The organism is Myceligenerans indicum (genome assembly GCF_016742955.1).
Classification (GTDB): Bacteria; Actinomycetota; Actinomycetes; order Actinomycetales; family Cellulomonadaceae; genus Myceligenerans; species Myceligenerans indicum.
Genome location: NZ_JABBYC010000012.1, coordinates 23,026 through 44,283 on the forward strand (window position 1 = coordinate 23,026; position 21,258 = coordinate 44,283).

Below are 21,258 nucleotides of genomic sequence, written 5' to 3' on the forward strand. Positions count from 1 at the left end.
CGTCGGCGTCGGCACCGTATCCCGCTCGACATCTTCAGGATCGTCCGGAAGACCTCCTGGCCGCACTGTCCACGACGGGTCGCCGTCGCATCCGGCGGTCGCCCGCCGTGGCACCATGACGGCGTGAGCACCCCTTCCGCCGCCGGTTCCCGGATCCCCTCCCAGCTCGTGCTGATGCTCGTGCTGACCTTCACCACAGGGATCATCGACGCCGTCGGCTATCTCGGCCTCGACCGCGTCTTCATCGCGAACATGACCGGCAACGTCGTCATCCTCGGCATGGCGCTCGCGGGCGGCGACGATCTCCCGATCGCCGGGCCGCTCCTCGCGCTCGGTGCGTTCTTCGTCGGTGCGCTGATCGGAGGCCGGCTGACCAATGCCGCCCCCCGGGACTGGGCCCGCGCGTCGACCGTCGCCTTCGCGGTCACCGGGACGATCGCGACCGGACTCGGGGTCGCCGCCATGGTGGAGCCACCGGTCGAAGGGACGGTCTGGGGTTTCACCGTGACCGGCGTCCTCGCGGTCGCGATGGGCCTGCAGGCTGCGGCGGCCCGGCGGATCGCGGTCAAGGACGTCACGACCGTCGTGGTCACCTCCACGCTCACGGGACTGGCGGCGGACTCTCGCCTTGCCCAGGGCAGCGGCGAGAACTGGGCGCGCAGACTGCTCGCCGTCGTGCTCATCCTCGTCGGCGCGGCGGTGGGAGCAACCCTGCTGAACGTCGCCGGGGGTGCCGGCGTGGGGCTGGGCATGGTGGTCGCGGGCCTCGGAAGCCTGACGGTGACGGTCGTCGGGCATCTGCGGCACGGCTGACCGCGTGCCGCGTGGCGTGACGTCGCCGGACCCGCACGAGGATCACACGCAGGACCCTGCTCGGCGCCGTCGGCGTCCGGTAGACTTCGAGCCGCGATCGCTGTGCTGAGCCTGCACCTGCCGGCCGGCATCGATCGACATCGCGCGTCACGTGTGCCTGTCACGGCAGCGGTCCGCCCGGGGTTTCGGCCCTTGGCGGCGCCGGACGGGGTGGCGCCAGGGGCGGCCGTCGAGCGGCGGCCGTCGGAGAACCGGAACCGCGGCGGGAGCGTGAGCTACCGCCGCCTGATCGTGTGCACCGGAGCGGGCAGAGCCCGGCCGTGCACCGGAAGGACGTGTCATGGCCGTCGTGTCCATGCGTCAGCTCCTCGAGAGCGGTGTCCACTTCGGACACCAGACCCGCCGTTGGAACCCGAAGATGAAGCGCTTCATCTTCACCGAGCGCAACGGCATCTACATCGTCGACCTCCAGCAGTCGCTGTCGTTCATCGACGGTGCCTACGAGTTCGTCAAGGAGACCGTCGCCCACGGCGGCACCATCCTCTTCGTCGGCACCAAGAAGCAGGCGCAGGAAGCGGTCGCCGAACAGGCCGCGCGCGTCGGCATGCCGTACGTGAACCACCGCTGGCTGGGCGGCATGCTCACCAACTTCTCCACCGTGCACAAGCGCCTGCAGCGCCTCAAGGAGCTCGAGGAGATCGACTTCGACGACGTGGCCGGCTCCGGCCTCACGAAGAAGGAGCTCCTCGTGCTGCGCCGCGAGAAGGACAAGCTCACGCGCACGCTCGGCGGCATCCGCGACATGGCCAAGGTTCCCTCGGCCGTGTGGATCGTCGACACGAACAAGGAGCACCTCGCGGTGGACGAGGCCCGCAAGCTGGGCATCCCCGTCGTGGCGATCCTCGACACCAACTGCGACCCCGACATGGTCGACTACGCCATCCCGGGCAACGACGACGCGATCCGCTCCGTCAGCCTGCTCACGCGCGTGATCGCCGACGCGGCCGCCGAGGGCCTCATGAAGCGCCACTCCGGCAAGACGGGTGCCGAGGCGGAGGCCTCCGCCGAGGCCGAGCCGCTGGCCGAGTGGGAGCGCGAGCTCCTGTCGGGCGAGGACAAGGCCGCCGAGGGCAAGGCCGCTGAGGACAAGGCCGCTGAGGCGCCCGCCGCCGAGGCCGCTCCCGCCGCCGAGGCTGCTCCTGAGGCTGAGGCGCCGGCGGAGGCTGCTCCGGCCGCCGAGGCCGAGGCGCCCGCGGAGGCTGCGACCCCCGCCGCCGAGCCCACCGAGAAGTGACAGCCGACCTACCTGCACGGAGGACGAACGACAATGGCGAACTACACCGCCGCTGACATCAAGGCTCTGCGCGAGAAGACCGGCGCGGGCATGCTCGACGTGAAGAAGGCCCTGGACGAGGCCGACGGCAACGCCGAGAAGGCCATCGAGGTCATCCGCAAGAAGGGCCTCGCCCGCGCCGCCAAGCGCGAGGGCAACGCCACGTCCGAGGGCCTCGTCGCGGTCACGGTGTCCGACACGGCCGACGGCCAGGTCGCCACGATGATCGAGCTGAACGCCGAGACGGACTTCGTCGTGAAGAACGAGAAGTTCATCGCGCTGGCCGACGCCGTTCTCGCCGCCGCCGCTGCCGCCGGTGCCACGGACGAGGTCTCCGCCTCGGCCGCGCCCGCCGGAGACGGCACGGTTGCCGACCTGATCGCCGCCGAGGGCGCGACTTTGGGCGAGAAGGTCGTGCTGCGCCGCGCGGCTCGCGTCGAGGGGCCGAAGGTCACCACCTACCTGCACAGGACGGCGAAGGACCTGCCGCCGAGCGTGGGCGTCGTCGTGGTGACGGACGAGGCAGGTGCGGCCGTGGCCAAGGACGTGGCCCAGCACGTGGCAGCCCTGGCACCGAAGTACCTGACCCGCGACGAGGTCCCGGCGGACGTCGTCGAAAAGGAGCGGGAGATCGCTCGCGAGCGCTCCATCGCCGAGGGCAAGCCCGAGGCCGCGCTCCCGAAGATCGTCGAGGGCCGCCTGAACGGCTTCTTCAAGGAGGTCGTGCTGGTGGACCAGCCGCTGGCGAAGGACTCGAAGACGACGGTCGGCAAGTACGTCGCCGGCGCGAACGGCACGCTGCAGGCGTTCGTCCGCTTCCGCGTCGGTTCCTGACGCATCACCGGTGGCCCGGTCCGCTCCCAGGCGGGCCGGGCCACCGGTGTATGACGACGGTGTGGCTCGGGCGTCGTCCGAGGACAGGACACGCGAGCCGAGCCGAGGAGATGCGCGGGGGGACCGCGTCTGCGGCACGATTTTCTCAGGGGACCATCACGAACGAAGGGCGAGGCACGTGAGCGATCAGGACGACCTCGGCGGTCAGGGGCAGCGTCTGCTGCCCACGGCGGCCGCGATGACACCGCACGCGACGACGGGAAAGGCCGTCGACTCCGAGGGCAATCCCGCACGACGGGTGCTGCTGAAGCTCTCCGGTGAGGCGTTCGGTGGTGGCAGCGTCGGACTGGACGCCGGGGTCGTGCGACGTATCGCCGTCGAGGTCGGTGACGCGGTGCGCAGCGGGACCCAGGTGGCGATCGTCGTCGGCGGCGGGAACTTCTTCCGCGGTGCCGAGCTGAGCCAGGCGGGCATGGACCGGGCGCGTGCGGACTACATGGGCATGCTCGGCACGGTGATGAACTGCCTCGCGCTGCAGGACTTCCTCGAGCAGGACGGTGTCACCACGCGGGTCCAGACGGCGATCGCCATGGGGCAGGTCGCAGAGCCGTACATCCCGTTGCGAGCCATCCGGCATCTCGAGAAGGGCCGTGTCGTCATCTTCGGCGCCGGCGCGGGGCTGCCCTACTTCTCGACGGACACCGTGTCCGTGCAGCGTGCGCTCGAGACGCACTGCGAGCAGGTGCTGATGGGCAAGAACGGGGTCGACGGCGTGTACGACGCAGACCCGCGCAAGGTGCCGGACGCCCGGAAGCTGGACCACGTCACCTACACCGAGGCCCTCGTCAAGGGGCTGGCGGTCATGGACGCCACCGCCCTGAGCATGTGCCGCGACAACGACGTGCAGATGCGGGTGTTCGGCATGGAAGGGGACGGTAACGTGACGCGTGCCCTCCAGGGAGAACCGCTGGGCACGCTCGTGACCGCGCGGTAGGGCCACCGGCTCGCTTCACCTCCTCGGACTAGAGTGACCTAGCAGTGCCCCAACGCCCACCAGCAGCAAGAGACAGGAGTACCGGTGATCGACGAGACACTCCTCGAAGCCGAGGAGAAGATGGAGAAGGCGATCGAGGTCGCCAAGGAGGACTTCGCGGGGATCCGGACCGGACGCGCGAACGCCGGCATGTTCAACAAGATCACCGTCGACTACTACGGGGCTCCGACGCCGCTGCAGCAGCTGGCGTCGTTCAACATCCCGGACGCACGTACGGTGCTCATCTCCCCGTTCGACAAGAGCTCGATGAACACCATCGAGAAGGCCCTGCGCGAGTCGGACCTCGGCATCAACCCGTCCAACGACGGCAACGCGATCCGCGTGATCATGCCCGCCCTCACCGAGGAGCGCCGCCGCGACTACGTGAAGCTCGCCAAGCACAAGGCGGAGGATGCCCGCGTCGTGCTGCGCAACGTGCGGCGCAAGGCCAAGGACACGCTCGACCGCATCGTCAAGGACGGTGAGGCGGGCGAGGACGAGGTGGCCCGTGCCGAGAAGGACCTCGAGGCCCTGACCAAGCGTCACGTCGAGGCCGTGGACGCGCTGCTCGCGGGCAAGGAGAGCGAGCTGCTCGAGGTCTGATGCCGCGCCGCACCCAGCCCCGTCCCGTCCCGTCCAGCCGCCCGGCCCAGTCCGGTCCGGTCCAGCCGCGCACTGCCCCACCAGCGCCTTTCCCGAGCGAGGTCCCGATGCCACGGTCGCCGGAACCGGCCGCAGGCCGGACATCGCGCGCGGGCCGCAACCTGCCGGCCGCGATCACCGTCGGCCTGCTTCTGCTCGCCGCCGTCGCAGCATCGCTGTACTGGCGTCCCGAGCCCTTCCTGGGGCTGGAGGTCCTGCTCATGTGGGCGGGGCTGTGGGAACTGCGGCAGGCGTTCGCGCGGCGCGGGCTGCGGCTGCCGATGACGCCGTTGTTCGCCGGTTCCGTCGGGATGCTGGTGTCGGCCTACTACGGCGGCGCCGAGGCGTTGCTGGTCGCCTTCGTGCTCACCGTGGGCGCATGCGTGGTGTGGCGGGCGCTGGACGGTTCGGGCGCCTCGGCGATCCGTGACGCGGCGGCGGCCACGTTCGGCGCCGCCTACGTGCCGTTCCTCGGTGGCTTCGTCGCCCTGATGCTGGCGCAGCCCGACGGCGAACGCCGTGTCGCCTTGTTCGTCCTGCTGGCGGTCGCGAACGACACCGGTGGCTACGTCGCGGGAGTGCTGCTGGGGCGCCATCCGCTGGCTCCGACGGTGAGCCCGAAGAAGTCGTGGGAAGGCCTGATGGGCTCCCTGGTGCTGGCCTCCGCCGTCGGTGTGCTGGGTGCCGTCTACGGCTTCGGCGTCGACCCGCTCGTCGGTGTCGTGCTCGGTGTGCTGACGGCCGTCACGGCGACGATCGGCGACCTGGCCGAGTCGCTCCTCAAGCGCGACCTAGAATTGAAGGACATGGGTTCGCTGCTCCCGGGGCACGGGGGCGTGCTCGACCGGCTGGATTCCCTCCTGTTGACCGCACCCTTCGTCTATCTCGTCCTCTCGGTGGTCGCCTGATGTCTCTTCCTTCCTCTGCTCCCCGCGTCTCTGCCTCCCAGGACGCCGTCTCCCAGGTCCGGCCGGGCGACGAGACGCGGCCCATCCCGCTGCAGATGGCGCCCCGGCGGCGTGGCAAGCCGCCGCGCCACTTCGCCGACCTGAGCGCCGACGAGCGCGTGGCCTCGGTCGTGGAGGCAGGGGAGAAGCCGTTCCGGGCCAAGCAGCTCGCCACGCACTACTTCACTCACTTCACCTCCGACCCGGAGGAGATGACGGACCTGCCGGCCGCCAGCCGCGCCGCGCTCGCGGAGACGATGTTCCCGCAGCTCATCCGTCCCACCAAGGTCATGGAGGCCGACGGCGGGACAACGGTGAAGACGCTCTGGCACCTGTTCGACGACGCCAAGGTCGAGTCCGTCCTCATGCGGTACCCGCACCGGACCACGTTGTGCGTCTCGAGCCAGGCGGGGTGCGGCATGGCGTGCCCGTTCTGCGCCACCGGCCAGCTCGGCCTGACCCGGAACCTCTCCACGGCCGAGATCCTCGAGCAGGTGCGCGCTGCGTTCCGCGCGCTCGACCGCGGGGAGATCCCGGGTGGCCCCGCACGCCTGAACAACCTGGTGTTCATGGGCATGGGGGAGCCGCTGGCGAACTACAAGGCGATCATCGAGACCGTGCGCACGCTCGTCGCCCCGCAGCCCGACGGCCTGGGGATGAGCGCCCGCAACATCACCGTGTCGACGGTGGGCCTGGTCCCGGCCATGAGGAAGCTGGCCGACGAGGGCATCCCGGTGACGCTGGCGCTGAGCCTGCACGCACCTGATGACGATCTGCGCAGCGAGCTCGTACCGATCAACACACGCTGGAGCGTGGACGAGGCCATCGACGCGGCCCGGCACTACTACGAGGTCTCGGGCCGCCGTGTGTCGATCGAGTACGCGCTGATCAAGGACATGAACGATCATGGCTGGCGCGCCGACCTGCTCGCGAAGAAGCTCAACGCGCGCGGCAAGGGCTGGGTGCACGTCAACCCGATCCCCCTGAACCCCACGCCCGGTTCGATCTGGACGGCCAGTGATCGCGAGGTCGAGGACGAGTTTGTGGCACGATTGCGCGGACATGGGATTCCCACGACGATCCGGGACACGCGCGGCAGCGACATCGACGGCGCCTGCGGACAGCTGGCCGCTGAGGAGGACGACGAGTGAGTGGTGGCATGTTCAACAACGTTCCCCCGTACCGCACCGGCTACGACAGGGAAGAGGTGGACGAGTTCTTCGAACACGCCCGCCAGGCATACGAGGGCCGCACGGCAGAGCGTGTGACCAGTGCTGATATTCAGGCGTCGACCTTTGACCTGGTCCGCGGCGGGTACAACACGCACGAGGTCGATGCGGCGCTGGACCGTCTCGAAGCCGCCTTCATCGCGCGGCAGCGAGCCGAGTACGTGTCCGCGAACGGTCAGCAGGCCTGGATGAACGCGCTGGCGGAGCGGGCCAGGACCCTTTACGGCCGCCTGGGCCGGCCCGACGGCGAGAAGTTCGCGCCCGCGGAGCGGGGCCAGCAGGGCTACAACGTGGACGACGTCGACGACATGTGCGATCGGCTCGTCGGCTACTTCGACCGGCAGGAGCCGTTGTCGGCCTCCGACGTCCGTGCGGCGACCTTCGGCCGTGCCCGGGGGCCGGAGGCCTACGAGGAGGCGTCCGTGGACGCGTTCTTCTCCCGCGCGGTCGAGGTCCTGCTGGGCGTCGAGTGAGGCGGTTCACGACCTCATAGGCTGTCCCTCGTCAGGCGCGGAGACCCCGCGCGGCACGTACCTCATTGAGGAGGCAGCATGAAGCTGGACGGAGCATCGGCGATCGTCACGGGCGGGGCGTCGGGCCTCGGGTTCGCGACGGCGCGGGCACTGGCCGACGACGGAGCATCGGTGATCCTGGTGGATCTTCCGTCGTCACGTGGCGAGGAGGCCGCGCGGGAGATCGGGCACGGCGCCCGGTTCGTCGCCGCGGACGTCACCAGCGAGGAGCAGGTGCAGGCCGCGGTCGACGCCGCGCAGGAGGCGGCGCCGCTGCGGGTCGTGGTGAACTGCGCCGGGGTCGCGACGGCTGGCCGGACGGTGGGCCGGGAGGGTCCGGCGCCGCTGGACGTCTTCGAACGCACGGTCCGGGTGAACCTCGTCGGCACGTTCAACGTGACACGACTGGCGGCCGCGGCGATGGTGGCGAACGAGCCCGGCGTCGGACAGGTCCCGGGCGGACCGGAGACTCCTGAACGGGGTGTGGTCGTGTCGACCGCCTCGGTGGCCGCCTACGACGGTCAGATCGGTCAGGCCGCGTACGCGGCGTCCAAGGGCGGGGTCGCGGCGATGACGCTGCCGATCGCTCGCGACCTGTCGAAGCTCCTGGTGCGCGTGGTGACGGTCGCGCCCGGCATCATGCAGACTCCGATGATGGCCGGGATGCCGGAGGACGTGCAGGCGAGCCTCGCGGCGCAGATCCCGCACCCGTCGCGCCTCGGTTCCCCGGCGGAGTACGCGTCCTTGGTTCGCCACATCGTGGCGAACCCCTTCATCAACGGTGAGGTCGTCCGCCTCGACGGCGCGATCCGCATGCAGCCCAAGTAGGCGGCGCCGCCTCCACCTGTGCGCCGCCCGCCCCGGCGGACCCTGCCCGGCGAGCCCTGCCCGGCGGACCTTGCCCGGCGGACCCTGCCGGGCGGGCCGGGCGGGGGTGCGCAGCGCCGGGGCCGTCCGCCGACTGCTCGGCGGACAGCCCCGGCGTCCGGCCTCCCGGCGGTGGCGGGGTGTGGCGGTCAGTGGGACTTGACCGCGCCCAGGAAGGCCTTGGTCCGTTCCTGCTGCGGGTTGCCCAGCACGTCCGCCGGGGGGCCCGACTCGACGATCTGACCGCCGTCGAACATCAGGACGCGGTCGGCCATCTCGCGGGCGAAGCCCATCTCGTGGGTCACCAGCATCATGGTCGTGCGGCCCTCCTCGGCGATGTCACGCAGCACGTTGAGGACCTCACCCACGAGCTCGGGGTCGAGGGCGGAGGTGACCTCGTCGAAGAGCATCACCTTCGGCTCGCACGCCAGTGACCGGGCGATCGCGACACGCTGCTTCTGACCGCCGGAGAGCTGCCCCGGCGTCTGGTTCACGGCGTGGGCCAGGCCGACCTTGTCGAGCAGTTCGATCCCGAGGGTCTGCGCCTCCTGGCGGGACTTCCCGTGCACCTTCATGGGCGCCAGCATGATGTTCTCCAGCGCCGTCATGTGCGGGAACAGGTTGAAGTGCTGGAACACCATGCCGATGTCGGAGCGCACTTCCCGGATGTGCTTCTCGCGAGCGGGCTTCAGCGTGTCCCCGACCTTCTCGTGGTAGAGCTGTCGCCCGCCCACCTCGATCGTTCCGGAGTCGATCCGTTCCAGTGTCATCGTGGTGCGCAGGATCGTGGTCTTCCCGGAGCCGGAAGGACCGATGATGACCACCTTCTCACCCGGGCCCACATCGAGATCCAGGTCACGGAGCACGACGTTCTGACCGAACGCCTTGGTCACGCCGCGCATCCGGACGCCCGCGGCGCCCTTGGCGGAGACGTCGTTCGTCGTCGTGTTCTCAGACACGCTCATAGGAAATCCTCTTCTCGAGTCGGCGGACGAGCCACGCCGCCGGGAGACTGACCAGCAGGAAGCCGACGCCGGCGATCAGGTAGGGCTCGGTGGCGCGGAACGTGTCGTTGCGCACCTGGTCCGCGAAGAACAGCAGGCCGTGCACGTTCACCGCGACACCCATCGGGGCGTCCTTGAAGCCGGCCACCAGATAGTTGCCGAGCGCGGGCAGGACGTTCGGCACGGCCTGCGGGATCACGACCCGGGTCCAGCTGGTCACCGGGCTGAGGTTCAGCGCCGTGGACGCCTCCCACTGGCCCTTGTCCACGCTGTTGATCCCCGCCCGGTACGCCTCCGAGCAGTAGGTGGCGTAGTGGATGCCCAGGCCCAGCGCGAGGATCGTGATCGGCTGGAGGTTGATCCCCTCCGACGAGCGCACCAGCGCCTGCCAGAAGAACAGCTGGACCAGGAGCGGCGTGGACCGGATGAACTCGATCACGGCCGTGACCGGCCAGCTCAGCCAGCGTCGGTGCGAACGCCGTCCGAGCGCGAGGAAGAACCCCAGCACGACGGCGAGCAGGAAGCCGATCAGCGTCGCCTTCACCGTGACGACGAGTCCCTGAAGCATCAGCGGTGTCAGGTGGATGAAGAAGTTCCAGTCGAACGAGACGCTGCCGTCGGCGGTGACATCCGGCCGGAAGAAGTTCTGCTCCTGGATCAAGGGGCTGACCAGGATGGAGTACCCGAGGACCACGAGTACCACCGGCACGACGACGCTCGGCCGTCGGTACCAGCGCCGGTGCGGGTGGAACTGCTCCATGTCCGGTGTGCTCTCCTCATGGGTCGCGGTGCTCATCGGATCGCCTCCAGCTCGGCCTCGGTCAGTGCGGGACCGCCCTCGTACCGCCTGGCCACCGCGGCTTCGGCGAGCTTGAACAGCAGGTTGATCACCTGCGCCAGGATGAAGTAGAGGATGAGCACGTTGAGGAACAGGACCGGCTGGGTACCGACCGCATCGGCCAGCTGCTGCTGGCGGATGTTGCGCGCCATCTGCATGACGTCGGTCATGCCGACGAGGCTGACCAGTGCGGTGCCCTTGAGGATCTCGATGGTCAGGTTGCCCATGGGGGGCAGGATGATCGTCAGCGCCTGCGGCAGGATGACGTGGCGCAGTCGCTGGGCGGGGCTGAGGTTCAGGGAGATCGACGCCTCGGTCTGTCCCTTCGGCACGGCCTGGATCGCTCCGCGGATGATCTCCGCGCCGTAGCCGCCCATGTTGATGCCGAGCGCGATCGTCGCGAGCAGGATCAGCGGCGCCTGCTCGGCCCCGAACAGGATGGGCAGCGCGATCGCCACGATGAACAGCAGGATGATCGAGGAGATGCCGCGAGCGAACTCGACGAACGCCAGGGCGACGCCCCGGACCCAGACGTTCGCGGAGAGGCGGGCGACGCCCACCACGAGCGACAGGATGATCCCCACGACGAACGAGTAGACGAGGATCTGCACCGTCGTCCCCGATGCCTCGACCAGGAGGCGGTACTGGCTACCTGACAGGAGCCAAGAGTCCACGAATATGAACCTTTCCGATAGTGCGGCGCGGGCTCCGGGAGCTGGCGAGCAGCCCCGGAGCCCGCGTCACGTCAGGTCTGTCACTTCGTGAAGTCGTCGACGGTGAGTCCGTTGGCCAGCTCGACGTCCTCCGGCGTGAAGTACGGGTTGCCGTCCGCGTCCTCGAAGGACGTGATGATGTCGGTCGTCGTGCCGTCCTCGCGCAGCTTGTTGAGCTCCGTGTTGAACTCGTCACGGAACTCGGTGTCGTCGAGACGGAAGGCGAAGCCACCGCACGGCAGGGTCTCCTCGCCCGCGGCGTCCTTCGGGATGAACGCCTCGACGGCCTCGACACTGTCGCGGCTGTTGACCTGGCCGCTGACGGTGGCTGCCGTGCCGCTGACGGCGTCGACCTCACCGGCCGCGAGCGCGTCGTACATCTGGTCGATGCCGGAGTACGGCTTGAGCTGCTCGTCGGCGACCTCGGCAGCCTCGGCGTAGCCCACCTCGACGGTGCCGCTGGCGACGGCCATCGTCAGGTCGGGGTTCTCGGCGAAGGACTGGTAGTCGACGATGTCCTTCGGGTTGCCCGCCTCGACCGCGAACGATTCCTTGGTGCAGTAGTCCGGGTCGGAGAACTGGACCTGCTCCTTACGGTCCGCGTTGATGTACATACCTGCCGCGACCAGGTCGAACTGCTGGGCCTGGAGGCCGCCGATGAGCTGTCCGAACTCGACGACCTTGAACTCGAGGTCGTCCTCGGAGTAGCCCATCGTGCTGAGCACCTCGCGCGCGATCTGCGGATCGAAGCCCGCGGCCTCGCCGTCGTCGCCCATGTAGCCGTAGGGCTGCTCGTTGGCGATGCCGATGGTCAGGGTGCCCATGCCGCTGTCGCCGCCGTCGCCGCCGTCACCGGAATCGTCGCCGCTCCCGCAGGCGGCCAGGGCGAGGGCGCCGATCGCGGACAGAGCGACCAGAGCGTTCTTGCGTCGGAGGGCCATGTGGCCACGACCTTTCGGTTTCACGCGGCGCGCCGACCTGGCACGCCGGTTCGGGTTTGCCTGGATTGGGTTTGACCTTATGCCGATGCCGTCTGGGTTCTCAACGACAGGAGGAACAGAGTGTCGGTGCTCTCGCGCACTGGGGTGCCAGTGGCGGGGATCGGCTCATAAATAGCTCCTGACCTGCACTGATGCATCTTTTCGAGGACTGCTCGCCGGTGTGTTCGAACCATCGCGCGGTGCCGACAATTCGTTACCTCTTCGAGACCCTGCCTGTGATCGTCCATGGCATCACTCGCTGTCGCTACGGGCCCGTTCCAGTCCGTATGGTCCAGCTCGCGATCCGCACCCGGTGTCACCCACGTCGCCGCGGGCGGGGCTGTCGACGGGGGAGGAGGGTTGTCAGCAGGGAGGGGCCACAGGACGGCCCGTGCCGGTGCGCGTGTACGCGTCCGAGATGAAGTGCCCCGGGCCGATCCTGTTCCACAGGGGGGTGCTGCCCAGGTGGCCGTCGATCCATTGGCCCCAGACCGTGCACTCAATCGTGACGTGGGCCCCGGCGGCCGCCGTGCCGACCTTGGCGTAGCTCGTGCCGGGGCCAGAGCGGACGTTCAGGGGTTCCCCGGTGCCGGTGCGGATCGTGCCCGTCGGGCCGTCCCCGAGCCAGAGGAACGTGACGTCGACCCAGGCGTTGCTCGTCAGGCCGAGCCCGTCGTAGAACGTGCCGTCCGCGAGGTCGATCCCTGCCGGGTTGCGCACCGACCGGCCGAAGCCGTCCTTGCCGCTGTTGTAGCCGTCGTAGTGGGCGGCCGCTGCTTCGGGGACGCCGCGCGGCAGGTCGGCGAAACGTTCGCGGTAGTGGGCGGAGTTCCAGTAGTTGTCGTCGATGTTCCACGGGCCCACGTCCCAGACCGGCGCGTACTCGCAGCGCCCCGTGCTCGGGGCGCAGACCCGCACGGAGTGGGTCCCCTGGTCGTCCTCGGAGAGGACGCGCCGCGACGGCAACGCGACGAAGTGGTCGTTCTGCCTGATGCGCCGGCCGTTTGCCGTGGTGTGGCCGGTGAGTCCTTCGCGCGTGGCGTAGACGCGGTGGATCGGCGCTCCCGACCGGTCCCTCACGGCGTCCAGCCGCGCGGCCTCGCCCCGGGCATCATCGAACGGTGCCGGTCCGGTCTGTGCCGGCCTGGTCTGTGCAGGTCTGGTCTGTGCCGGTCCGAACTGTGCCGGTCCGAACTGTGAGGTGGAGGAAAGGGCGGTGCCCGGTGGTTCGGCGGCCGCCGGCGCGGCGAGAGCGGTGCCGGCGACCACGACGGCGGTGGTGACGGTGGCGGCGGTCGCCGTGATGAGCGCGTTGCTCATCACCGAGACCACCGGTCTGCTCGGCTTCTGCTCCGTAGGAACGCTCATGCGGCGACGCTAGGTGACCTCAAGTTCAACCGCAACGTGAGGGTTGAGAGCAGGGGGTAGCGTTTAGCGTGTTTCGTCGCTTGAATGCTGATATGAAGTTCAAGAGCGAAAAATTCCTGGTGGTGCCCGATCCGCATCACGCACAGGACTGGAGCACCCCGGACGGGGGGAGTTCACTGAGTCCTCATGAGTGTGGACATCGATGGCCGAAGAGCCCCCCAGGTGCTCGAACGTGCTCGGTCGGCGTGGCGGCGCGTGGCGCCCCCCGGAGCCGTCGGGACCCGTCCCTCCGACGCCGGGCCGATAGGCCTCCTCGACCCGGAGCGGCGCGTCGTACCGTTCACCGGTCGCGACACCGATCTCACCGAGCTGCTGGACTGGTGCCGCGCGCGCCACCTCGTGCAGGTCCGGCTGATGACCGGCCCGGGCGGAGTGGGCAAGACCCGCCTCGCCGTCGAGGCCGTGCGACGCCTCGCCCGCGCGGGATGGCGCTGCACGTGGATCCGGCCGGCCGACGACGCCCCGCCCGGGCCCGGGCCGTCCGGCGCACCGACGGCCCGGCGCACGCTCGTGGTCATCGACGACGCCGCCTCGCACGCCGACCTCGCCGGCGTCCTGACCCGCCTGCGTGCCACCACCACCGGCCTGCTGCGTGTGCTCCTCCTCGACCGCACCGGCCGGGAGTGGTGGTACCGGCTGCGCTGGGCGAGCGACCTGTGGAACGGCGACGTGCAGACCTCGCGCACCCACCTCGTACCGCCTCGTGACCAGGACGAGCAGGCCCTCGCGACGGTGGCCGCCCAGGCGTTCGCGCGCCGGCTGGGAACCTCGGTCCCGACGCTGACGGTACGTCGGCCGGCGGGGCGGGTATGCCCGCTCGACCTGCACGCCGCCGCCCTCGTCGCCGTGACGGACGGTGGATCCGCGGCGGAGCAGCCCGCGGCCCTGCCGGTCGAGATCGACCCCGCATCAGCACCCGGTGCCCTCCTGGACCACGAGCGCAGCCGCTGGCTCGCCGAGGCCGGCCGTGCCGGCCTGCCCACCGACGACGTCGAGGACGCCGTCGCGGCAGGGATGCTGCTCGGTACGGCCTCGGACGACGCCGCACGTGAAGCCCTGCGCCGGACCGCGCCCGTGCTCGCGACCGATGGCGGGGTGGCGTGGCTGCGCGGACTGGCAGGCCCGGCGGACGGCATCGACAGGGTCGTGCCGCACCGCCTGGTCGAGCAGCACGTGGCGCGGCGCCTCACCGCCACACCCTGGCTGGCCGACGGCTGGACCCGAGGACTGCCCCCCGCCGTCGCCCACCGCGTCGCCACGCTCCTGTGCCGTGTCCAGATCGACCCACCGGCGGAACCCGGCCGCGCACCGGTCGAGGCGGTGCTGGGCCGTGTCGCCGACGCCCTGCCACCCGACCCCGCCGCGCTCGCCGGCCTGCTCGGTCTGCTGCCGCAGCAACCGGCGCCGCCGTGCGGCCTGCTGGAAGCCCTCACCTCGCGGCTGCTGGACCTCGACGGAACTCCCGCGTCCTGGGCCGACGCACTCACGCACCGGGCCAGGGCACTGTGGGTCCAGGGACGGCACCCCGAAGCGCTCCAGTCCGCGTCGGAGGCCGTGGCCGCGTGGCGCGCCGTGGCCGCCGATGATCCGGAACGCTACGGCCGGTGTCTCGCGCGATCACTGTGCGCTCTGGGCGTCGTGCGCAACAGCCTGGGGCGATACCAGGACGCCTTGACCGTCCTGACCGAGGCGCTCGGCATCCTGCGCACCTCCTCGCCCCGTGACTCCGAGTGGGACGAGCCGGAGCTCGCGCTCGTCCTGCGAGCGGTCTCCACGGCGAACCTGTCCCTCGGGCGCTACGCGGAGTCCGATGAGGCGGGCCTGGAGGAGGTGGTGGTGCTCCGGCGGCTCGTACGCCGCGATCCGGTGCAGTACGAGGCACAACTCGCGTGGGCGTTGATCGGTGGCGGGCAGGCCGCGGACCACGGCCGACCCGCCGAGGCGCTGGAGGCCCTGACCGAAGGGCTGGACCTGTGGCGCCGCATCGCGCGCCGGCAGGTGGTCGACGTCGAACCGCAGCTGGCGTTCGCGCTGTCCCTGCGGAGCCGCGCGCTGGCGGAGCTGGGCCACCTCGACGAGGCGATCGTGGTGGAGACCGAGGCGCTGGAGATGCGTCGGCATCTCGCCGCGGCCGAGCCCGAGCGGTACGACTGGGAGCTCGCGGTCTCGCTCGCCCGGCTCGGGGCGCACCTGTCGGGGCTGGGACGAGCCAGGCACGCTCATGCGCTCGAGACCGAGGCGCTCGCGATCCGCCGCCGGCTCGCCCGGCAGAACCCCCGGGCGTACGCGCACATGCTGGCCTCCTCCCTGTCCGGCCTCGGCGTGACCTGCTCCCGGTTGGGTCGGTTCGCCGAAGCGCTCCCTCTGGAGCAGGAGGCCGTGGCGATACGCCGTGACCTGGCGGCCGAGGCGCCCGAACGGCATGAGCTGTACCTGACCCGCTCGCTCTCACTCCTCGGGAGGCGGTACGCGGATCTCGGCGAGCCCGCCCGCGCCGTGGAGCCGACGCTGGAGGCGGTCGAGACCCTGCGCCGCCTGTCGGACGGGGATCCCGACCGCCATCGGGCGGACCTCGCGTCGGCGTGCACGAACCTGGCGGCGGCCTACGCGGACCTCGGCCGCGTCGCCGAGGCCGCCGACCTGCTCCGGGAGGCCGTCGGCCTGCTGCGTGACCTGGCGAAGCAGTGCCCCGCCCGGTTCCGCCCGGAGCTCGCGGGCGCCTGCTCGACGTGCGCGTCACTCCTGATGGCGCTCGGGCTGACGGACGAGGCCGTGGAGCGTGCCACCGAGGCGGTGGCGATCCGGCACGACCTGGTGGAGCTGCACGGTGCCCGCTACCGCGAGGATCTGGACGTGTCCCTCGCGATCCTGTCCGAGGCGTGCGACCCGCGGGCCGCCGTGTCGTAGCCCGCCGTGACCCATGGAGGGAATGCCCGGGCAGGGCATGCTCCGCGATCTGGGAAGATGGGCCGATGCGCAGCGTCACCATCCTCGGCTCCACCGGCTCCATCGGCACGCAGGCGATCGACGTCGTCCGTCGGCACCCCGACCGTTTCCGCGTCGACGCGCTGAGCGCCGGCAGGGACGTGGCCGGTCTGGCGAAGCAGGCCGGCCAGCTCGGAGTGCGGGCCGTCGCCGTGGCCGACGCCACACGCGGGGACGAGCTGCGCGAGGCACTGGCCGCCGCGGGCACCGCCGGCGTCGAGGTGGTGGCAGGGCCCGACGCCGCCGCGGACCTCGCGGGAAGAGGCAGCGACGTGGTGCTCAACGGCATCACCGGGTCGGTGGGCCTGCGGCCCACGCTGGCCGCCCTGGAGGCGGGGTCCACACTGGCGCTCGCCAACAAGGAGTCGCTCGTGGTCGGTGGCCCGCTGGTGCAGGCGGCGGTGCGCCGTCCGGACCAGATCGTGCCGGTGGACTCCGAGCACTCGGCGATCGCCCAGTCCCTGCGGTCCGGGACCGCCGCGGAGGTGCGGCGCCTGGTGGTGACGGCGTCGGGCGGCCCGTTCCGCGGGATGTCCCGTGCCGAGCTGCGTGACGTCACGCCCGCCCAGGCGCTCCGGCACCCCAACTTCGCGATGGGCCGGGTCATCACGACCAACTCCGCCACCCTGGTCAACAAGGGGCTGGAGGTCATCGAGGCACACCTGCTGTTCGATGTCCCGCTCTCGCGCGTGGACGTCGTGGTGCACCCGCAGCAGATGATCCACTCGATGGTCGAGTTCGTCGACGGGTCCACCATCGCCCAGGCGGGACCGCCGCGGATGCTCGTGCCGATCGCCCTGGGCCTGTCGTGGCCGGACCGGCTGGACCCTGTCGACGTCGCGATCGACTGGACACAGGCGGCCAGCTGGGAGTTCGCACCACTGGACGACGAGGCGTTCCCCGCCGTACGGCTCGCCCGTCAGGTGGGCGAGGCGGCGGGCACGTTCCCGGCGGTCTACAACGCGGCCAACGAGGTGTGCGTCGACGCGTTCCACTCCGGCGCGATCCGTTTCACGGACATCGTGGACACCGTGTCCGCCGTCGTGGACGCACATGCGGCCGAGCCGGGCGACGCGTCGTCGGTCGCCGGCGTGCTGGCGGCGGACGCGTGGGCGCGCAGGCGTGCCCAGGACCTGGTGGCCGGCTGAGCCGTGCTGTTCCCGCGGCCGCCCGGGCACCTCCTCAGCGGTTGATGCGGTACCCGGGCAGCAACATCGGCCGACGGTGACCCAGGCGCAGGCGCCGGACCCACACCACGAACAGGACGACGGCCAGGACGACGGCGACCACGCTGGACACGATCGCGAGGGCGACCGGCACCCAGCCGCTCCAGCCGGTCGCCTCCACGGCGATCGCCAGGATCGTGTGGAACACGGTGAGCACGGCGAACGTCGACACCGCCACGGTCAGGCCCTCCAGGGTGCGGCGCTGTTCCTCGGCCTCGCGCTCCTCGTGCTGGCGGCGGACGGTGGCCAGGCGGGCGGCAATGGGCTCGGCGAGCAGCTCGCGCAGCCGGCGATCGAACTCGCGGGACTGCCGGGTGAGGTCGAAGGCTCGCAGCAGCTCTGCCATCTGCTGGTACTCGGTGGCCGAGGCCAGCAGGGTCGGCGAGCTCACGACGGACATGGCACGCCGGGCCCGGCCCGCGAAGCGGTGCAGCCGCAGCTGTTGCTGGCTGAGGTATGCGGAGCGGGCCCCGAGATCGGTCTCGGCCGCCTCGGGGCGGCCGAGCATGTCCTCCACCTCGTCGAAGTACTGGGCCAGGCGGGTGTTCCAGGCCGCGAGCATGCCGCTGATGCCGGCCACGAACTCCACCAGCGAGCCGTACTGCACGATCTTGAAGTGTGCGGTGTCGAACATGGCGATGGTCGTGGCGTTCGGTGTCACCGCGACCAGGTCGCCCGAGTTGCGCACGCCCTCCAGCAGGACCGGCTGGCGCTGCGGGAGCGTCCAGTCCACCAGGGACGTCGTGTTGTACGGGACGGGCTGGAGCAGCGGCTGGTGTCCGTAGGTGGCCAGGAGCTCGTCCGCGCTGGTGACCGGGTGACGATCCTGTGGCGCGCAGGCGGGACCGCGCCCGGCACTCGCCTCCACGACGAACGTCAGCACGTGCGACCGGCCGCGAGCGAGGTTCTTGCCGAGCTCCGGGCCCGGGTCGTCGGGCCGGTCCGGGGTGCGCCAGCCCTCCGTGCGTCCGGCGAAGAACGCGGCGATCGCCTCCTGGAGGCGGTAGGCGAGGTGGAAGAGGTGGACCGGGTGGTAGCCGGACGAGTCGACGATCGCCGCGCTTGCGTCCGTGCCGTCGGGCTGCGGGATGTCCCAGTCCATCCGCAGGTCGTCGTGCAGGCTGGAGACCAGGTAGCGGGCATCGCGAACCTCCTGAGGGCCCAGCGACTTGCCGGTCTGCCGGAACCTCACGTAGTGGTTGCCCAGGTCGCCGAACCGGACTTCGCACGACAGGTGTGCCACCCGAGTCCCGTCGGGCTGCGTGACGCGGACGTCGGGCAGGTTCAGGGTCGCGCCGTCGAAGGCGCCGAACGGGTCCTCGGTGTCCCACACGTCGTCGAGCTTGAGCGCGGTGCGCACCGAGACGGCGCGCGTGCCCAGCAGCTCGGGGAGGGCGTTGCCCACGAGCTCGCGGATCCGCAGGGTGGCCTCGGCGCCGTCGATCTGCGGCAGACCGAAGGGGAAGACGTAGACGGTGCGGCAGCGGTCGAGGGTGAGCCAGTCCGAGCCCGCTCCGGTGGCGAGGGCCTCGAGGTGCGCCCGGTGGGCGCGCAGCTCGCTGGCGAGGATGTAGTTGAGACCAGGAGCTCGCTCCAGGTCCCGCAGCTGCTCGATCGCCGCGGTGAGACCGGAGGCGTCACCACGGAGCGTGGACCGTGTCGCGATCGCGGCCTCGGCGACCGCCGTGAAGTAGCGCAGGCGGATGCGTGCCTGGTGGAGGAGATGAGCGCGCAGGCAGGACATCTCGTCGGTGATCCGCAGGGCGGATTCCTCCAGCCGGACGGACGCCTGCACGGCGCGGTCGAGCATGACCACGAACCGGTCCACGTTTCCGGAGTTGCGGGCGGCGGCAACGTCCAGCCGCGCGCGGAAGGCGTCGCCGAGCGCCACGACGGCGTCCGCCTCGCTGCGGCAGTGCCAGCACGGGACCCGGTCCCGGTTCTCGATCCAGGCCCGCCGCAGGCCGGTCAGCGCGGCGGCGACGCGTCCGTGACGGGCGGACTGCTGGGAGGCGTCCTCGGCGATGGACCAGAGGTACAGGCCAAGGAGAGCGGGACCGCACGGTGTCGGGACGACGTGCTCCAGGAGTTCGGCGGCCCGCTGGATGCGGGGGTCGTCGGGGTCGGTGTGCCGGCGCCGGGACGCGTGGGTGGCGCCCATGTTCCACCGGGGAGCGGCCCAGATCCGCGGGATGTCGAACCCCATGCCGCGCAGGCGGCTCGCCAGGGGCGAGGCGTGGTCGGCGCTCACCCTGGCCTCGGTGTCGAACACCACCTCGGCGATCTGGTCGAGGTCCGCGGGCAGGTGCGCGCGGTGCTCTTCCAGGTCCGTCGTTCGTGCGACATCAGCCATGAGGGCAGGCTATTCATCGGATCACAAAATGGTCAACGAAAAGCAAATATCCTGCCTGGGGACGATAATGCGGCGTGCGTCGTGCGGTTTCGTGCGAACAGGGGGCCTGGCCTCCCACGTCACTGTCAGGCACGTGCCGTAGGCTCGCCGCGTGAGCGTTCTTCCCTGGGTCGCAGGCTTCCTCGTCCTGCTCGTCGGAATCATGCTGTCGATCGCGCTGCACGAGATCGGGCACATGCTGCCCGCCAAGAAGTTCGGCGTTCGAGTCAGCCAGTACATGGTGGGATTCGGGCCCACGCTCTGGTCGCGCGTCAAAGGGGAGACCGAGTACGGGGTCAAGGCGATCCCGCTGGGTGGTTACGTGCGTCTTGTCGGCATGATGCCGCCCGCCCCGGAGGGCAAGGAGACAGGCCAGGGCATGTTCGGCCGGCTCATCGCCGAGGCCCGTGACCAGTCCACCGAGGAGGTGCGTCCCGGCGAGGAGCACCGCGCGTTCTACAACCTGCCCGCCTGGCAGAAGATCGTGGTGATGCTGGGCGGACCCGTGATGAACCTGGTCATCGCCACGGTGATGATCGGGATCCTGATCGTCGGGTTCGGGCTTCCGCAGGTCACCACAACGGTGGCGCAGGTGTCCGAGTGCGTCCCCGCCGCCCTGACGGTCGACACCATCGACGACCCGGAGTGCACCGACGCGCCCGTCCCCGCCACCGAGGCGGGTATCGAGCCGGGTGACGTGATCACCCGCTACGACGGAACCACGGTGACGGACTGGGAACAGCTCTCCGGACTCATCGCGGACACCGGGACGCGCACGGTCCCCGTCGTCGTGCAGCGTGACGGTGCCGAGGTCGACCTGACCGTCACACCCACGGTCATCCAGAAGCAGGTGGACGAGGACGCCTCGGGCGAGCCGGTGCTGGAGGCCTCCGGCTTCATCGGCTTCAGCCCGTTGCAGGACCGTGTCCGCGGCGACTGGTCCGAGGTCGTGCCGACCGTCGGCGAGGGTACGTGGGAGACGATGAAGATGGTCGCGACCCTTCCGGCCCGGGTCGCCGAGACCGCACGCCAGGCCTTCACCGACGAGCAACGATCCATCGACTCGGTCCAGAGCGTCGTCGGCGTCGGCGTCATGCTCGGCGACGGCTTCGCGCTCTACGACCAGACGAGCGAACGCGTCGCCTGGGCCATCGGCGTCCTCGGCAGTCTGAACATCGCCCTGTTCGTGTTCAACCTCATCCCGCTGCTCCCGCTCGACGGCGGCCACGTGGTCAACGCCCTCTACGAAGCCGTGAAGCGAGCCCTGCACAAGCTGCGCGGCCTGCCCCGCCCCGGCCCGGCCGACGTCGCGCGCCTCACCCCGGTCACCTACGTGGTCTTCCTGGCACTGCTCGGTGTCGGCGGCATGCTGATCATCGCGGACCTGGTGGATCCCGTGCGGATCACGTGATCCCTGCCACCGGGTTGCGGGGCGGCCGTCCGGAACGTGGATACTGGACACCGTGACCGCGATCAGTCTTG

The 21,258-nt window shown here is 70.5% G+C and carries 18 protein-coding genes; 12 read left to right on the plus strand and 6 right to left on the minus strand.

Features of this window, described 5'->3' with window-relative positions:
* The first annotated feature begins 123 nt into the window (after window positions 1-123).
* From HGK34_RS09320 to HGK34_RS09360, 9 genes are all read left to right on the plus strand, one after another.
* Window positions 124-813 carry a YoaK family protein gene (locus tag HGK34_RS09320; RefSeq protein WP_307815877.1) on the plus strand — a complete coding sequence of 230 codons (690 nt, stop codon included), beginning with the start codon at window positions 124-126 and terminating at the stop codon, window positions 811-813.
* Window positions 814-1,153: 340 nt separating this feature from the next.
* On the plus strand, window positions 1,154-2,107 hold the full coding sequence (gene rpsB / locus HGK34_RS09325; protein ID WP_201846452.1) for a 30S ribosomal protein S2: 954 nt from the start codon (window positions 1,154-1,156) through the stop codon (window positions 2,105-2,107).
* A gap of 33 nt (window positions 2,108-2,140) precedes the next feature.
* Window positions 2,141-2,980 (plus strand): translation elongation factor Ts, encoded by an 840-nt coding sequence (gene tsf / locus HGK34_RS09330; RefSeq protein ID WP_201846454.1) that lies wholly within the window; start codon window positions 2,141-2,143, stop codon window positions 2,978-2,980.
* A 238-nt stretch (window positions 2,981-3,218) separates the two neighbouring features.
* Window positions 3,219-3,974, plus strand: a complete 756-nt coding sequence (gene pyrH / locus HGK34_RS09335; RefSeq protein WP_201846576.1) for a UMP kinase — start codon at window positions 3,219-3,221, stop codon at window positions 3,972-3,974.
* A gap of 84 nt (window positions 3,975-4,058) precedes the next feature.
* Window positions 4,059-4,616, plus strand: a complete 558-nt coding sequence (gene frr / locus HGK34_RS09340; protein ID WP_201846456.1) for a ribosome recycling factor — start codon at window positions 4,059-4,061, stop codon at window positions 4,614-4,616.
* 107 nt (window positions 4,617-4,723) lie between these two features.
* On the plus strand, window positions 4,724-5,563 hold the full coding sequence (locus HGK34_RS09345) for a phosphatidate cytidylyltransferase (protein WP_201846458.1): 840 nt from the start codon (window positions 4,724-4,726) through the stop codon (window positions 5,561-5,563).
* Complete coding sequence (gene rlmN, locus HGK34_RS09350) at window positions 5,563-6,753, plus strand: dual-specificity RNA methyltransferase RlmN (RefSeq protein ID WP_201846460.1); 1,191 nt, start codon at window positions 5,563-5,565, stop codon at window positions 6,751-6,753. The genes HGK34_RS09345 and rlmN overlap by 1 nt, the downstream gene beginning before the upstream one ends.
* 8 nt (window positions 6,754-6,761) lie before the next feature.
* Window positions 6,762-7,304, plus strand: a complete 543-nt coding sequence (locus HGK34_RS09355) for a DivIVA domain-containing protein (protein WP_201846578.1) — start codon at window positions 6,762-6,764, stop codon at window positions 7,302-7,304.
* A 78-nt stretch (window positions 7,305-7,382) separates the two neighbouring features.
* Window positions 7,383-8,171: an SDR family NAD(P)-dependent oxidoreductase gene (locus HGK34_RS09360; protein WP_201846462.1), complete on the plus strand. Its 789-nt coding sequence runs from the start codon at window positions 7,383-7,385 to the stop codon at window positions 8,169-8,171.
* Window positions 8,172-8,359: 188 nt separating this feature from the next.
* Here HGK34_RS09360 and ehuA read toward each other — a convergent pair whose 3' ends face one another.
* From ehuA to HGK34_RS09385, 5 genes are all read right to left on the minus strand, one after another.
* Window positions 8,360-9,175, minus strand: coding sequence for an ectoine/hydroxyectoine ABC transporter ATP-binding protein EhuA (ehuA, locus tag HGK34_RS09365; protein ID WP_201846465.1), 816 nt, complete (start codon window positions 9,173-9,175; stop codon window positions 8,360-8,362).
* Entirely contained in the window at window positions 9,162-10,010 is an 849-nt protein-coding gene (gene ehuD, locus HGK34_RS09370) for an ectoine/hydroxyectoine ABC transporter permease subunit EhuD (protein ID WP_201846467.1), read from the minus strand. Before ehuD ends, ehuA begins: the two co-directional genes overlap by 14 nt.
* Window positions 10,007-10,726, minus strand: coding sequence for an amino acid ABC transporter permease (locus HGK34_RS09375; RefSeq protein WP_201846468.1), 720 nt, complete (start codon window positions 10,724-10,726; stop codon window positions 10,007-10,009). Before HGK34_RS09375 ends, ehuD begins: the two co-directional genes overlap by 4 nt.
* An 80-nt stretch (window positions 10,727-10,806) precedes the next feature.
* Complete coding sequence (gene ehuB, locus HGK34_RS09380) at window positions 10,807-11,706, minus strand: ectoine/hydroxyectoine ABC transporter substrate-binding protein EhuB (protein ID WP_201846470.1); 900 nt, start codon at window positions 11,704-11,706, stop codon at window positions 10,807-10,809.
* Window positions 11,707-12,108: 402 nt separating this feature from the next.
* A complete protein-coding gene (locus tag HGK34_RS09385; RefSeq protein ID WP_201846472.1) occupies window positions 12,109-13,113 on the minus strand; it encodes a DUF8814 domain-containing protein in 1,005 nt (334 codons plus the stop codon).
* Between the two features lie 222 nt (window positions 13,114-13,335).
* Between HGK34_RS09385 and HGK34_RS09390 the strand changes: the two genes are divergently transcribed.
* A complete protein-coding gene (locus HGK34_RS09390; RefSeq protein WP_201846475.1) occupies window positions 13,336-16,080 on the plus strand; it encodes a tetratricopeptide repeat protein in 2,745 nt (914 codons plus the stop codon).
* A gap of 65 nt (window positions 16,081-16,145) precedes the next feature.
* Window positions 16,146-17,306 (plus strand): 1-deoxy-D-xylulose-5-phosphate reductoisomerase, encoded by a 1,161-nt coding sequence (dxr, locus tag HGK34_RS09395; RefSeq protein ID WP_201846477.1) that lies wholly within the window; start codon window positions 16,146-16,148, stop codon window positions 17,304-17,306.
* A 34-nt stretch (window positions 17,307-17,340) separates the two neighbouring features.
* Here the strand turns inward: dxr and HGK34_RS09400 are convergent, their stop codons facing one another.
* Complete coding sequence (locus HGK34_RS09400) at window positions 17,341-19,737, minus strand: hypothetical protein (RefSeq protein WP_201846479.1); 2,397 nt, start codon at window positions 19,735-19,737, stop codon at window positions 17,341-17,343.
* 151 nt (window positions 19,738-19,888) lie between these two features.
* On the opposite strand from HGK34_RS09400, the gene HGK34_RS09405 reads away from it, so the two are divergent.
* On the plus strand, window positions 19,889-21,187 hold the full coding sequence (locus HGK34_RS09405) for a M50 family metallopeptidase (protein WP_307815878.1): 1,299 nt from the start codon (window positions 19,889-19,891) through the stop codon (window positions 21,185-21,187).
* The last annotated feature ends 71 nt before the right edge of the window (window positions 21,188-21,258 follow it).